This window comes from Salinibacterium sp. CAN_S4 (genome assembly GCF_015752305.1).
Lineage (GTDB): Bacteria > Actinomycetota > Actinomycetes > Actinomycetales > Microbacteriaceae > Rhodoglobus.
On sequence record NZ_JADOVB010000003.1, the window covers coordinates 107717 to 122273 of the forward strand.

Below are 14557 nucleotides of genomic sequence, written 5' to 3' on the forward strand. Positions count from 1 at the left end.
TAGCGAAGCTGAGATCAGGCAGTTTCGTCACCTCATCGTTCCCGCACGGGAACACCCGAGTTGAGATCGACGACGATCGAACCACAGCTTCCTCATCCACAACCAGGATCAGGAAGGTATCAATCATGTTTACACAACGCTCAACCAGCTCGGCCCCACGAGCCGGTCGTCCGGCCCGCTCGATCATGACGACAGTGGGAGCCTCAGCAGCCATCTGCGCCCTGACTGTCGGATTCGTCATTGCGGCACCCGTTGCGGCCTCGGCCACAACCCTCCCGGTGTCCTATGGAGAGGGGCAGTTTCTTTCCGGCTCGCTCCTCGGGCTCGATCTCGATGCGATAGTCGAACTCGCGCCGGCGACAGCCAGCAACAACGGATCCCAGGTCACGCAGCGAAGCAATGACCCCCTCAGCCCGACGCTGCTCAATTCGATCGGCTTCGAGAGCCCCAGGGGCATCCAGCTGAATCTCGGTGATGTTCTGGATGCCGGGGTCCTGCACCAGTTCGCCCAGGCTGCGAAAGACGGCTCATCGGTCGCCTCTGCCGGAGCCGTGACCAACGACGGTGGAATTGGCGTCGGTGAGTCGAGCACGGGTGTCGCGAGCGACCTCGCACTCGATCTCGACGCGCTGCTCGACAGCAGGTACGCCTCGATCCTCACCGACCTGGACCTGTCTCTCGAAGCGGTGTCGGCCAATGCCAGCGCAAGCCTGGACTCGGCATCCGGCGACTACACGCTCGCGGGCGCCACCCTGACGTTCACGAGCCCGGCCATCGCGCAGTTGAGCCCGAAAGTGCACTCGGCACTGGCGCCGGTGGATGATGCGATCGCGAGTCTCGGCGGAGACGACGGCGTACTCGGCAACGCGGTCGATGGCGTCATCGACCCGGTGCTCGGTGTCGTCGGATCATCGGCGAACGTGACGGCCACAGTCACGAGCGATGTACGTGGCGCGGTCGCACCACTGCTCACTGGCGAATACGGCGACGGTGCCGTGCGGTTCAACCTGCAGACCGGTCAGGTGTCGGTCGACCTCGAACAACTGCTCGGCGGAGACCTCAACAACCTCGCCCCCGGCACGGAATTGCTGACCGGCCCGGTCGTGAACCAGATCCTCAAGGGGATCACCGACACGGTCTCGACGCTCTCTGACCAGATCATCCAGAAGGTCGATGTGGCGCTCGACGGCGCGCAGGTCGACGTGCACGCAGACCTCGACCTGCTGTCGTCGCAGGGCAGTCAGGACAATCGGGTGTGCCGCGACATCCAGGTGCCGATCATCGGGGACATCATCACTCCCCTCACCGGAGGGCTCCTCGGCGGCAGCAGTGGCGGGGGCCTGCTGGGCGGAATGCTCGGCGCCGGCCACGCCAACAGCGGCGGCACGACCCAGGGGGTCATCGGCCACACCACGGACACCGTGTGTGAGGTCGTGGGAAGCGTGCTTCCGGACCTGCGCAGCACCGTCGACGTCGACGTGCAGGGAACCGTGCGCCAGATCCTCGACGGGACCGCTGCCACTGGCACAGCCTCCGTCTCCCTTCTGGGCGGAACCGTCGACGCGAGTCTTACCGTCGATTCCGTCATCGGGGGTATCGCCGCCGGACTCACCGATTCGCTGTTCGATTCGGATGGTGCCGTTGCGCAGGTTACCGACAGGCTCAACTCCGGACTGGTCAATCCCGCGGTCGACGGGCTGCTCGGCTCCACGAGCGTGGGCAGCGTGCTCGACGACGTGCTGTCGGTGAGGGCGAACGTGCAGAAGGTCAGCGACGGAACATTCATCCAGACCGCGGTGAGGGTCACCGTCCTGAAGGATGCGGGATCCTCCGGACTTGCCACGATCGACCTCGCGAAGGCGACGGTCGGACCGAACGTCACCAGGGTCATCGACCCGTGCGTGGGTGACTGCGGATCCGGTAACCCCGATCCTGACCCGACCTGCACCACAGACTGCCCCACCGGCGGCAACCCCGGCACCACCACTCCGGGCGACTCTGCAGGCTCGGGCACCTCGGCAACCAACCGGCTCGCCTACACGGGAGCCGGGATCGCCAGCCTCATCGCGGTGATTCTCGCGCTGCTCGGCGCCGGCGTATACCTGGCGCGCATGGGCCACCGCCGTTCGCTCGCCAGGGCGATCGCCACAGACTGACCCCGTCGCCCCCGGCGACAGATGGTGGCCGGAATCATGACCCAGTCCTGATTCCGGCCACCATTTCGTGCGCCCTGAACGAGGATGTCGCGCCCTAAACTTGACCCGTGACCATGCCCCGCATCTCCCGCCGTATCGCCGCCATCGCCGAATCCGCCACCCTGAAGGTCGACGCGAAAGCCAAGGCCCTCCAGGCCGAGGGTCGCCCCGTCATCAGCTACGCGGCGGGCGAACCCGACTTCGCGACACCCGCGAACATCGTGGATGCCGCGTCCCGAGCGGTGCTCGACCCGAAGAACTACAGGTACACGCCGGCGGTCGGCCTGCCCGAGCTGCGAGAGGCGATCGCCGCGAAGACGCTCCGTGACAGCGGATGGGCGGTGCCGGCATCCCAGGTCATCGTCACCAATGGCGGCAAGCAGGCCGTCTACCAGTCGTTCGCGACCCTGATCGACCCCGGCGACGAGGTGCTGCTGCCCTCCCCGTACTGGACCACATACCCGGAGGCCGTGAAGCTCGCCGGCGGTGTCCCGGTCGAGGTGTTCGCCGGTGCCGACCAGAACTACCTCGTCACGGTCGAGCAGCTCGAAGCTGCCCGCACCAATCGCACCAAAGTGCTGCTGTTCGTCTCCCCCTCGAACCCGACAGGGTCGGTCTACTCTCCCGAGCAGACCCGCGCCATCGGGGAATGGGCCCTGGAACACGGGCTGTGGGTCATCTCGGATGAGATCTACCAGAACCTCGTCTACGACGGAGTGCGCGCAGTCTCTATCGTCGAAGCCGTGCCCGAATTGGCCGATCGCACGATCCTGGTCAACGGCGTCGCCAAGTCCTACGCCATGACCGGATGGCGGCTCGGCTGGATGGTCGGCCCCGCCGACGTCATCAAGGCCGCGGGCAACCTGCAGTCGCACCTCTCGTCCAACGTGTCCAATATCTCGCAGCGCGCCGCGATCGAGGCCCTCACCGGGCCGCAGGACCAGGTCGAGGTCATGCGCCAGTCATTCGACCGGCGCCGCAAGATGATCGTCGCCGAGTTGAACAAGATCGAGGGACTGCACTGCCCGACCCCCGAGGGCGCGTTCTACGTGTATCCGGATGTCACGGGGCTGCTCGGCCGCACGTGGGGCGGAGTCACGCCCACGACGTCGCTCGAACTCGCCGACCTGATTCTCGAACAGGCCGAGGTCGCTGTCGTGCCCGGAGAGGCCTTCGGGCCATCGGGCTACATTCGCCTGTCGTATGCCCTCGGCGACGACGCACTCATCGAGGGCGTCACGAGGCTGCAGAAGCTGTTCGGCTGAGCAACTGGTCCGTTGGTCCGTCGAGAAGCGATGGCGTCAGCGCGGCGCCATCCTGATCGCGCCGTCCAGGCGGATGGTTTCGCCATTGAGCATCGGGTTCTCGACGATGTGGGCCGCGAGCGACGCGTACTCCTCGGGTTTGCCGAGCCTCGCCGGATGCGGCGTCTGGGAACCGAGGGAAACGATCGTCGCCGGTGACAGTGCATCGAACAACGGTGTGTGGAACAACCCCGGCGCGATGGTCATCACCCTGATTTTGAACCTCGCGAGCTCCCGGGCCATCGGCAGGGTCATTCCCGCGACGCCGGCCTTCGACGCCGAATAGGCCGCCTGGCCGATCTGGCCGTCGAACGCCGCCACGGAAGCCGTGTTGATGATCACCCCTCGCTCTTCGGCGTCGGTGGGCTGCTCGGCCATGCTCGCCGCGGCCAGCCTGATCATGTTGAAGGTGCCGATGAGGTTGATCTGGATCACGCGGCTGAAGATGTCCAGCGGGAACGGGCCCTCTGGCCCCACCACCCTGGCGGCCGTCGCGATTCCGGCACAGTTGACGAGCACATCGAGTCCGCCGAGTTGTGCGGCGGCGTCGACGGCGCGAGCGGCATCCTGTTCATTCGTGACGTCCGTCGGCACGAAATGTGCTCGCGCGCCGAGTTCGGTCGCGACGGCAGCGCCCTGGGACGACTCGAGGTCGGCGATCACGACGGTGGCTCCCCCGGCGAGCAGTCGACGTGCCGTCGCGAGGCCGAGGCCCGAAGCTCCACCAGTGATGAGCGCCACAGTGTTGTCGATGTCCATGGTGGATAGGTCCCCTCGATCGCTGTCGTGGGAGCAACTCTAACTGCGTCCTCGGTACACGTCAGGGATAGGGGTCACGCCGGGAATATAGGGAGCCCGGCGACGTTGAGTACACTGATAAGCAATAAACACGTGCTCCGGGGTCGGTGAAAGTCCGAACCGGCGGTGATAGTCCGCGAGCCACGGATGGGTGCGAACCCTGATGTGGTTGACCTGGTGGAACTCCGGGACCGACGGTAATGGGTGGGAAACCACCCTCAGTCCGGATGAGAGGCAGCACGAGCGTCACGACGGTTTTGTCGTGCCGCGGGTCTCGTGACCCTTAACCCGGAGTCCGTCTTTCGTGAGGACAAGGACACCGGATGACCGCGGAGCAGTGGGGCACAGCGCATGAAGGCACAGCGCTGGCCTTCGAGCCTGCCATGCGCCGCGCCCTCGAGCTCGCCGCCCTCGGACCCGCCACCGGAGTGAACCCGCAGGTGGGCTGTGTGCTGCTGGACGCGACCGGAACGATCGTCGCGGAAGGCTGGCACCGGGGCGCCGGCACCCCTCACGCCGAGGTCGACGCCCTGTCGAAGATCGACCCCGTGACCACTGTCGACCCTCTGTTCACGGCCGATAGCCGCGCTGGCCTGACCGCCGTCGTCACCCTCGAACCGTGCAACCACACGGGGCGCACCGGCCCCTGCAGCGAAGCGCTCATCGACGCGGGCATCACCCGCGTCGTCTACGCCGTGCCAGACCCCGGGGTCGGCTCGGCCGGCGGAGCCGAGCGGCTTCGCACCGCCGGCGTCGAGGTCATCACCGGAGTCCTGACCGCGGAGGCGACAGAGTTCCAGCGTGCGTGGCTCATCTCGACCTCCCTCGGCCGGCCGTTCGTCACCCTCAAGTGGGCCTCGACTCTCGATGGCAGGGCGGCGGCCGCCGATCGCTCGAGCCAGTGGATCACCGGCACGGCATCCCGCCAGCGTGTACATGAACAGCGCGCCGCGAGCGACGCCATCCTCGTCGGCACCGGCACCGTGCTCGCCGACGATCCTTCCCTGACCGCGCGTGGTGATGGTGGAGAGCTGATGGATGACCAGCCGCTGCCGATCGTCATCGGCGAGCGTCACATCCCCGGCGATGCCCACCTCTGGGATCACCCCCGCGGCGTGCTGGAGACCGGCAGCCGCAACCTCGGCGAGATCCTGGAGTGGCTGTTCGGGCAGGGCATCCGTCGAGCTTTCGTCGAGGGCGGACCGACTCTCGCGAGCGCGTTCATCGCCGCCGGGCTCGTCGACGACTACCTCATCTACCTCGCCCCGAAACTCCTCGGCGGCGACCAGCTCGCGATCGGCGACATCGGCGTCTCCACGATCGGCGAGGCCAGGGAACTGCGCATCACGAGCGTCGAACACCTCGGCAACGACATCCTCCTGCGTGCCCGCCCGATCAGCGCCCGTCCGATCAGCGCCCGTCCGATCAGCGCCCGTCCGATCACGGCGGCACGACCGACTACAGAAGCAGGTCACTAATGTTCACAGGAATCATCGAAGAGCTCGGCGAGGTCACGGCCTGGGAGCTCGGCGACGATGCAGCGCGCATCACCGTGCGCGCGCCTCTCGCGGTCAGCGACGCCAGCCACGGCGACTCCATCTCGGTCAGCGGTGTCTGCCTGACCGTCGTCGACCAGGGCCGCGACTGGTTCACGGCAGACGTCATGGCCGTGTCGATCGACATGTCGACCCTCAAGGGCATGACCGTCGGGCAGCGCGTGAACATCGAGCGCGCGGCACACGTCGGCGATCGCCTCGGCGGACACATCGTGCAGGGCCACATCGACGGCACGTCGACCGTGCTGTCGATCGACGATGGCAGCGCCTGGCGGGTGCTCAGGTTCAGCCTCGCACCGGATGTCGCCCCCCTCGTCGCCCGCAAGGGATCCATCGCCGTCGATGGGGTCTCGCTCACCGTCAGCGCGGTCGGCCGTGACTGGTTCGAGGTGTCCCTCATCCCCGAGACTCTCGTCGCCACGATCCTCGGCGCAAAAGTCGTGGGCGACTCGGTGAACATCGAGACGGACATCCTTGCCCGCCACGTCGAACGCATGGTGAACTTCGAGAGGTCAGACCGATGAGTCTTACGAACATCCCCGCGGCGCTCGAGGCGCTGCGCGCCGGAAAGCCCGTGATCGTCGCCGACAACGAGAGCCGTGAGAACGAGGGCGATGTCATCCTCGCGGCACAGTCGGCCACCCAGGAGTGGCTCGCCTGGACGATCCGCAACACTTCTGGCTTCATCTGCGCGCCGATGACCAACGAGATCGCGGACCGCCTGGAGCTGCCGCTCATGGTCGTCGACAACGAGGATCCGCTCGGTACCGCATACACGATCAGCGTGGATGCCGCGGATCGCCTGAGCACCGGCATCAGCGCCGCAGACCGCGCGCACACGCTGCGCGTGCTTGCCGACGTGACATCCACGCCGATGAGCCTTCACCGGCCCGGCCACATCATCCCCCTGCGCGCAGCAGATGGCGGTGTGCGGGAGCGGCCAGGGCACACCGAGGCGACAATCGACCTGCTCAAGCTCGCCGGACTCGTGCCGGTCGGCGCCATCGGTGAGATCGTGGCCGATGACGGCGAGATGATGCGGCTGCCTGGCCTCATCGCGCTCGGCGAATCGATGGACATCCCCGTCATCACGATCGCTGCCCTCATCGACTACCTGCAGGAGTGGCACTGCGACGCAGACGTTCCCGTCGTCGTCGACATCCCCGAGACCTCGAGGGTGATCTTCGAGGTCGAGACGACGGTTCCCACCGCTCACGGCACTTTCCGCTTCCGCGCGTATCGCGACAGGATGACCGGGGCCGACCACCTCGCTGTGATCAGCGATGTCGCCGGCGGTGGCACTCCCCCCGACGGCACGCTCATCCGCGTGCACTCGGAGTGCCTGACGGGTGAGGTCTTCCACTCGGGCAAATGCGAATGCGGACCCCAACTGGACGCGGCCCTCGACATGATCCACGACCAGGGCGGCATCGTCATCTACATGAGAGGCCACGAGGGGCGCGGAATCGGGCTCATCAACAAGTTGAAGGCCTACCGGCTGCAGGAAGACGGGCTCGACACCCTCGACGCGAACCTCGCCCTCGGCTTCCCCGCGGACGGTCGCGACTACAGCGCGGCCGTCGCCATCCTCGACGACCTCGGAATCTCGAGGGTCAGGGCAGTCACCAATAACCCCGAGAAGCTGCGCCAGCTCGAAGAGCGCGGCATCACCATCGTCGAGCGCGTGCCGCTCGTTGTCGGTGTCGGCGAGTTCAACGAGGCTTACCTCGAGGCCAAACGTGACCGCATGGGCCACGTCATCCCCACCAACGATGTGCTCGACTCGGTGCTCGCCACCGCGACAGCACGAAAGGCAGAACAATCATGAGCGGCGAAGGACATCCCGTACTCGACACCGACGGCACAGGGCTGAAGGTCACCATCGTCTCGGGCCTGTGGCATCACGGCATCGCCGATGGACTGCTCGCTGGTGCCCGCCGCGTGCTGCTCGCCTCCGGGGCCGAGGTCACCGAGATCCAGGTGCCCGGCAGTTTCGAGCTCCCGGTGGCCTCGAAAGTGGCGCTGGATGCCGGCGCGGATGCCGTCGTGGCACTCGGCGTCATCGTGCGCGGCGGGACCCCGCACTTCGAGTACGTGAGCGCCGCCGCGACGGATGGACTCACGCGGGTCGCCATCGACACGGGTAAGCCCGTGGGCTTCGGCGTGCTCACCCTGGACGACGAACAGCAGGGACTCGACAGGGCAGGACTCCCCGGCTCGAAGGAAGACAAGGGTGCTGAGGCCGCGGAGGCGGCTCTCGCCACCGCGATCATCCTGCGGGGCATCCGAAACTCGAAGTAATTCACTGCCGCCGCGTCGATGTGCTGACGGGCAGTAGACGGACTAGTACTCTGGCGCAGTGACCGTGCCCAAGCCAGTTTCGACGCCCGCAGCATTCGCCCCGTTCGCCGAACCGAAACGGAAGGTGACGGGCGGATGGATCGCGCTGTTCGCCACGGCCTGGCTCGGGATCTGGATGGCGCAGCTCACCCCGGTGCAGCTGCTGCTGCCCACCCAGATCGACGGACTCGTGGGCAGCGCGTCCGGCACGGACAGTGCATCCGGTATTGAGAGCGTCGTCGCGTTCGGCGTGATCTCCGGCATCGCCGGGGCATTCGCGCTCATCGTGTATCCGCTGACAGGCGCACTCTCTGACCGCACCACCTCGCGCTTCGGCCGGCGCCGACCGTGGATGCTCGCGGGCACGCTGGTCTTCGCCATCGCGCTGTTCCTGCTGGGCCTGCAGTCCACCCTCGTCGGCATCGGGATCTTCTGGTCGCTGACGATCATCGGATTCTGCATGGTGTCAGCCGGCATCACCGCCACCATCTCTGACCAGGTGCCCGTCGACCAGCGCGGCTACGTCTCAGGCTGGGTGTCTGCCCCCCAGGCGATGGGAACCGTGCTGGGGCTCGCGCTCGTGCTCGGCCTCACGCTCGGAGTGCTCGTCGGCTACACGCTCGTCGCCGTATTGCTCATCCTGCTCGTGGCACCGTTCCTGTTCTTCGTCCCCGACGAGGTGCTCCCCAGGGTGCTGCGGCCTCCGTTCAGCCTTCTCGCGCTGATCAAGGGATTCTGGATCAACCCCGTCGCGCACCCCGACTTCGGCTGGACACTGCTCGGGCGCATCCTCGTCAATATCGGTAATGCCCTCGGCACCACCCTGCTGCTCTACTTCCTGATCTACGGGCTCGACCGCCCGGAGACTGCTCAGGATGACCTGCTGCTGCTGACCGTCATCTACCTGGTCTTCTTCATCGCGGCCGCGTTGCTGCTCGGAAAACTCAGCGACAGGATCGGGCGTCGCAAGCCGTTCGTCTACCTCGCCGCGTACCTGCAGGCGCTGGCAGCGCTGCTGCTCGCATTCATCCCCGACTTCACGATCGCGCAGGTCGGCGCAGGCCTCCTCGGCCTCGGATACGGCTGCTACATGGCCGTCGACCAGGCGCTCGCCACCCAGGTGCTGCCGAACACCCACAGCCGCGGCAAAGACCTCGGGATCATGAACATCGCGACCACCGTGCCGCAGGCCGTGGCTCCGCTGCTCGGAGCGTTCGTCGTCGCCGCGCTCGGTGGCTACACCGGATTGTTCGTCTGCTCGGCGATCGCGGCCGTGCTCGGCGGACTCGCCGTCATCCCGATCAAGAGTGTGAAGTAGCGCCGGCCCACCTAATCCAGGAACAACGTTAGTCCAGGAACAGCGCACGCAGGCGCCTGGTGGTGAAGAACAGCCCGACGGCGATCATCACCACGAAGTACAGCAGGTGCAGCAGCATCACCGGAGCCAGGGCACCCGTCGTGAGGCCGCGCACCAGCTCGACGCCGTGCCACAGCGGCAGCAGCTGCACGACGAACTGGATGGGCTGCGGATAGACCGACAGCGGGTAGAACGTCGCCGACAGCAGGAACATCGGCAGCAGCACGAACGGGATCCAGTCCATCTGCTGGAAGGTCTTGAGGTAGCTCGTGACTCCCATCCCGAGACTCGCGAATCCGAACGCGATCACGACCAGCGCCGGCAGGGCAAGGATGGCCGACCACGACAGGTTCAGCCCGAGCACCTGCATCACCAGCAGGAACGCGAGCCCGTACGCCGCCCCGCGCAGCAGCGCGAGGGAGATCTCGCCGAGTGCGACATCGAGCGGCCCGAGCCGGGTGGCGAGCATTCCCTCGTAGAGCTTGCCGAAATTCATTTTGAAGAACACGTTCCAGGTGGAGTCGTAGATCGCACCGTTCATCGCCGACACGGCGAGCAGTGCCGGGGCGATATATGCCGCGTAGGGAATCTGGTTTCCGAGCGGGTCTGTCACGTTCTGGATGTAGCTGCCGAGCCCGAGCCCGAGCGCCAGCAGGTAGAAGATCGGCTCGAACACTCCCGTGAGCACGATGATCCAGTTCGTGCTGCGGGTCGCGAGCAGCCCACGACCGAGCACGGCTGTGGCGTTGCCGGAGTAGAGCGCGCGCACGCTGCCGGACCCGCGGACCTTCGCCGCGGCATCCGGTGCGCCGGTATTCTCCTTGAGGGTGCTCACTTGTTCAGCCTCTTCGTCGCCAGGCGCACGGTGAGAGCCCAGCCGCCGAGGGCGAAGGCCAGCAGGTACACGACGTGGACGATCGTGAGCCAGGCCGGTTCCGTCGGACCGTACGAGGCCTGCCTGCCGAGCTCGGAACCATGCCACAGCGGCGAGAGCCATCCGATCCACTGCAGATAGATCGGCAATTGGGTAAGAGGGAAGACCGTGCCGCTGAACAGCGTGAGCGGCAGGATCACGACGCGCTGCAGCACGGCGAACTGGCCTTTGTCTTCGTAGATCGTCGCCGAGAATGCCGCCAGCGGCGAGAAGGCGAGCCCGGTGAGGATGCCGATGGGGATCATCGCGAGACCCCAGGGCGAGGGCACGGCCCCGAACGCCAGCATCACGACGTAGTAGACGACCACGACGATCGCCATCCTGATCATGATGAAGATCGCCGTGCCGTCGATGATCTGCCGGGCGGTCAGCGGGGTCGAGTTCATGCCGGTGAAGATGGGGTTCCACTTGAATCCCATGAGGATGCCGAACAGGTACTCCTCGGTGCCGACCGTCACCGCCGCCGTGGCGAGCAGCGCCGGGGCCACGAACTGCAGGTAGCTCGAGCCACCGGGGCCGACGTTGCCGGTCACGAGGGTCGCGAGCCCGACGCCGAACGCGAAGAGGTACAGGATGGGGGTTCCCAGCGCGGTCGCCACGATGGTGCCGGCGTACGTGCGCATGGCGCGCAGCCTGTGTTCTGCCACGTACCAGGCACCCCAGCGACGGGCCCTGGTGGCAATAATCGCGGTCATTCGATCAGCGTCCGTCCCGTGAGGCGGAGGAAGACGTCTTCGAGGCTCGAGCGCCTCACGAGGCTCGTGATCGGGGTAAGGCCCCGTCGCACGACCTCGGAGAGTGCTCCGTCGCCGTCTTCCGAGTAGATGAGGATGCGGTCGGGCAGCACCTCGAGTCGACCGATGCCCTCGACCTTCTGTGCTGCCTCGGCATTCCGGTCGGAGCCAAACCGCACCTCGAGTACCTCGCGGCTCGAGTGCTCCCGGATCAGCGCCGCCGGGGCGCCCTCGGCCATGATCTGGCCCTTGTCCACGACGACGAGCCTGTCGCACAGCTGCTCGGCCTCATCCATGTAGTGGGTGGTCAGCACGAGCGTCGTCCCCTGTTCCTTGAGCCTGAACAGGCGGTCCCAGAGGATGTGACGGGCCTGAGGGTCGAGACCGGTGGTCGGTTCATCCAGCAACAGAATGCGCGGATCGTTGATCAGCGCCCTCGCGATGGTGAGGCGGCGCTTCATGCCGCCACTCAGGTCGTCGACCTTCGCCTTCGCGCGATCGGCGAGCTGGGCGAAGTCGAGAAGCTCGTCTGCACGCTTCGCGATGACGGCGCGGGACAGCCCGAAGTATCGGCCGTACACGAGCAGGTTGTCTCGCACCCGCAGTTCGGTGTCGAGATTGTCGGCCTGGGGAACGACGCCCAGCTGCGACCGGATCTCGGGGCCGAACTCGTCGGGATCGAATCCGAGAATGCTGAGGTCGCCACTCGTGCGCGTGGAGACAGCCCCGACCATACGCATGGTGGTGGATTTGCCTGCGCCGTTGGGGCCGAGGAGTCCGAACGATTCGCCGGGGGCGACCTCGAACGAGATGCCGTCCACGGCGGTGAACTCCTTGTACTTCTTGGTCAGGGAGGTGGCGGTGATCACGGGAGCCGGCATGAATTTCAGCCTAGCTGAGGCCCGCGACACCGGCACAGGATGCCGGGAGAGAAAATCGAGAAAGTATCAGTGGAGAGCGTGACCAGCCGGGACGAAGTACGCTCGTGGGAGGGCTGGCGCCCGCCACTGTGACGCCGCTCGGAGTATGCGCAGCCACGAGCCGCACGCAAGACTGAAGGAATCATGAGCAACTCCCCTGCACGCTCCCCACGATCACGATTCGGCGCCAAGGACGACGGCGGCCCCCGTGCCACCTTCCGACAGCTGCTGCCGTACCTGGCGGAGCACCGCAGGATCCTCAGCGTCGTCATCGGGCTCAGCATCGTCGGCGCCGGTGCCTCTCTCGCGCAACCGTTGCTCGTTAGCCAGGTCATCACGCGAGTGCAGGCCGGTGACACCCTCGGCACCCTCGTCTGGGTGCTCGTGGGTCTTGTCGTCGCCTCGGCCATCATCAGCGGATTCCAGCACTACCTCCTGCAGCGCACCGGCACCTCCGTCGTGCTCTCGGCGCGGCGCCAGCTCATCCGCCGGATGCTGCGGCTGCCGATCAGCGAATACGATTCCCGCCGCACCGGAGACCTGGTCTCGCGCGTCGGTTCGGACACGACCCTGCTGTACGCCGTCATCACCCAGGGGCTCGTGGATGCGGTCGGCGGGGCACTGGTTTTCGTCGGAGCCCTCATCGCCATGCTCATCATCGACCCACTGCTGCTGGGCCTGACCGTGCTGGTCATCGCCATCTCCGTCGTGACGGTCGTGCTGCTCTCCGGCCGCATCCGCGTCGCCAGCCGAAAGCAGCAGGAGAAGGTCGGCGACCTCGCCGCCGCCGTGGAACGGGCCCTCGGCGCGATCCGCACGGTGCGGGCATCCAACGCCACAGACCGCGAGATCGCCACCATCGAGAAGGATGCGAAGGGCGCCTGGGAGATGGGGATCGCGGTCGCGAAGATCTCCGCTCTCGTCGTGCCCGTGGCCGGGATCGCGCTGCAGGTCTCACTGCTCATGGTGCTCGGCGTCGGCGGGTTCAGGGTGGCCAGCGGAGCGATCACCATCGCGAGCCTCGTGTCGTTCATCCTGTTCCTGTTCATGATGATCATGCCGCTGACCACCGCCTTCGGCGCGATCAATTCGGTCAACCAGGCGCTCGGCGCTCTCGGCCGCATCCAGGAAATCATCGGCCTGCCGACCGAGACCGAGGACGATTCCCGCATCGCGGGCGACGCAGCCTCCACTATCGCGTCGTCGGATGCGATCTCGTTCCACGACGTCGACTTCGAATACGCCGTGCCGCCGGTCGCCCCCTCCGCTGACGGCACACCGCCGGCGGTCGAGGTCAGCGAGCCACGCGCCGTGCTGCGCGGGGTGTCGTTCTCGGCAGTCCGGGGCCAGCGCACGGCCCTGGTCGGCCCGTCCGGTGCCGGCAAGAGCACCATCCTCGCGCTGATCGAACGGTTCTACGACCCTCAGGCCGGCGTCGTCAGGCTCGGCGGGGTCGACATCCGCGCCCTCGACCGTACGGAACTCAGGGCGCAGATCGGATACGTCGAGCAGGACGCGCCCGTGCTCGCTGGAACTCTTGCGGAGAACCTTCGCATCGGAGCCCCGGATGCCACGGACCAGCAGTGTGTCGATGTGCTGCGCTCGGTGAACCTGACCGAAGTGCTCGAGCGCAACGAATTGGGTCTGCAAGCGCCAGTCGGAGAAGACGGGATCATGCTCTCGGGCGGCGAGCGTCAGCGACTCGCCATCGCTCGGGCGCTGCTCGCGGCCGCACCCATCCTGCTGCTCGACGAGTCGACATCGTCTCTCGACGGGCTGAACGAGCAACTGCTGCGTGAAGCCATCGACGCTGTCGCCGAGAATCGCACCCTCATCGTCATAGCGCACCGCCTGTCGACCGTCGTCGACTCAGACCAGATCGTGGTGCTCGATCACGGCAGGGTGGTCGGCATCGGAACTCACTCGGAACTCGTGGCGACGACCCCGCTCTACAAGCAGCTCGCCAAGCACCAGCTTCTCGTCTGATCGACGGGTGCGGCGGCGAAGCTGCAGGTGTACCGTTCAGGCATGAACGCTGGGACGAAGGACGACCCGTGGCAGCTGGTGACCGCGCCGGGGAGCTCGACCTACTCGATGTTCGTCGAGGGTGATGAGCTCGTGTGCCAGGTCGGATCCACGACTCTGAAGTATCACGCTCGGGCCATCGACGACCTTGCAGCCTGGCTCAGGGAGCAGGGCGACTGGGTGGCTCTCGGGGCAGCCGACGAGAGTAAGGCGGCCCCTGAGAGCTCTGTCGAGGCGTGGGGCAGGTCGGAGTCGAATCCGGTCGGCGGCTGGTACGGACTGCGCAAGGGGTATCGGGGTCGGTTCGGGATGTACCTTCCACCGCTGCTCGAGAGCCTCGGGCTGGTCGAACTGACGCACGACGCCCGCAACAACAGGGTGCGCGCGATCTAAG

At 66.5% G+C, this 14557-nt stretch carries 13 protein-coding genes and 1 riboswitch; of the genes, 9 read left to right on the top strand and 4 right to left on the bottom strand.

Annotated elements, in window-relative coordinates; all coding sequences use genetic code 11:
- Positions 1–125: 125 nt before the first annotated feature.
- Positions 126–2156 carry a choice-of-anchor G family protein gene (locus IWX81_RS09520; RefSeq protein ID WP_199281088.1) on the top strand — a complete coding sequence of 677 codons (2031 nt, stop codon included), beginning with the start codon at positions 126–128 and terminating at the stop codon, positions 2154–2156.
- 113 nt (positions 2157–2269) lie between these two features.
- Positions 2270–3460 (top strand): pyridoxal phosphate-dependent aminotransferase, encoded by a 1191-nt coding sequence (locus IWX81_RS09525; RefSeq protein WP_199281284.1) that lies wholly within the window; start codon positions 2270–2272, stop codon positions 3458–3460.
- A 36-nt stretch (positions 3461–3496) separates the two neighbouring features.
- On the opposite strand, the gene IWX81_RS09530 is transcribed toward IWX81_RS09525, so the two are convergent.
- Positions 3497–4258, bottom strand: a complete 762-nt coding sequence (locus IWX81_RS09530) for an SDR family NAD(P)-dependent oxidoreductase (protein ID WP_199281089.1) — start codon at positions 4256–4258, stop codon at positions 3497–3499.
- A gap of 129 nt (positions 4259–4387) precedes the next feature.
- A riboswitch (FMN riboswitch) is annotated at positions 4388–4541 on the top strand.
- A gap of 79 nt (positions 4542–4620) precedes the next feature.
- Between IWX81_RS09530 and ribD the strand changes: the two genes are divergently transcribed.
- Genes ribD through IWX81_RS09555 form a run of 5 tightly spaced genes read left to right on the top strand, consistent with a single transcriptional unit; the run spans position 4621 to position 9511 of the window.
- Positions 4621–5775 carry a bifunctional diaminohydroxyphosphoribosylaminopyrimidine deaminase/5-amino-6-(5-phosphoribosylamino)uracil reductase RibD gene (ribD, locus tag IWX81_RS09535; RefSeq protein ID WP_334593718.1) on the top strand — a complete coding sequence of 385 codons (1155 nt, stop codon included), beginning with the start codon at positions 4621–4623 and terminating at the stop codon, positions 5773–5775.
- Complete coding sequence (locus IWX81_RS09540; protein WP_199281090.1) at positions 5775–6377, top strand: riboflavin synthase; 603 nt, start codon at positions 5775–5777, stop codon at positions 6375–6377. The genes ribD and IWX81_RS09540 overlap by 1 nt, the downstream gene beginning before the upstream one ends.
- Positions 6374–7681, top strand: coding sequence for a GTP cyclohydrolase II (ribA, locus tag IWX81_RS09545; protein ID WP_199281091.1), 1308 nt, complete (start codon positions 6374–6376; stop codon positions 7679–7681). The genes IWX81_RS09540 and ribA overlap by 4 nt, the downstream gene beginning before the upstream one ends.
- Positions 7678–8154, top strand: coding sequence for a 6,7-dimethyl-8-ribityllumazine synthase (gene ribH / locus IWX81_RS09550; RefSeq protein ID WP_199281092.1), 477 nt, complete (start codon positions 7678–7680; stop codon positions 8152–8154). The genes ribA and ribH overlap by 4 nt, the downstream gene beginning before the upstream one ends.
- Positions 8155–8212: 58 nt before the next feature.
- Positions 8213–9511 carry an MFS transporter gene (locus IWX81_RS09555; RefSeq protein WP_334593721.1) on the top strand — a complete coding sequence of 433 codons (1299 nt, stop codon included), beginning with the start codon at positions 8213–8215 and terminating at the stop codon, positions 9509–9511.
- A gap of 28 nt (positions 9512–9539) precedes the next feature.
- Here the strand turns inward: IWX81_RS09555 and IWX81_RS09560 are convergent, their stop codons facing one another.
- Genes IWX81_RS09560 through IWX81_RS09570 form a run of 3 tightly spaced genes read right to left on the bottom strand, consistent with a single transcriptional unit; the run spans position 9540 to position 12099 of the window.
- A complete protein-coding gene (locus tag IWX81_RS09560; RefSeq protein WP_199281093.1) occupies positions 9540–10385 on the bottom strand; it encodes an ABC transporter permease in 846 nt (281 codons plus the stop codon).
- A complete protein-coding gene (locus IWX81_RS09565; protein WP_199281094.1) occupies positions 10382–11179 on the bottom strand; it encodes an ABC transporter permease in 798 nt (265 codons plus the stop codon). The genes IWX81_RS09560 and IWX81_RS09565 overlap by 4 nt, the downstream gene beginning before the upstream one ends.
- Positions 11176–12099, bottom strand: coding sequence for an ABC transporter ATP-binding protein (locus IWX81_RS09570; protein WP_199281095.1), 924 nt, complete (start codon positions 12097–12099; stop codon positions 11176–11178). The genes IWX81_RS09565 and IWX81_RS09570 overlap by 4 nt, the downstream gene beginning before the upstream one ends.
- A 183-nt stretch (positions 12100–12282) precedes the next feature.
- Between IWX81_RS09570 and IWX81_RS09575 the strand changes: the two genes are divergently transcribed.
- The gene (locus tag IWX81_RS09575; protein ID WP_199281096.1) at positions 12283–14124 is read left to right on the top strand and encodes an ABC transporter ATP-binding protein; all 1842 of its coding nucleotides are present in this window, start codon (positions 12283–12285) and stop codon (positions 14122–14124) included.
- Between the two features lie 42 nt (positions 14125–14166).
- The gene (locus IWX81_RS09580) at positions 14167–14556 is read left to right on the top strand and encodes a DUF6855 family protein (protein WP_199281097.1); all 390 of its coding nucleotides are present in this window, start codon (positions 14167–14169) and stop codon (positions 14554–14556) included.
- Position 14557 lies beyond the last annotated feature (1 nt).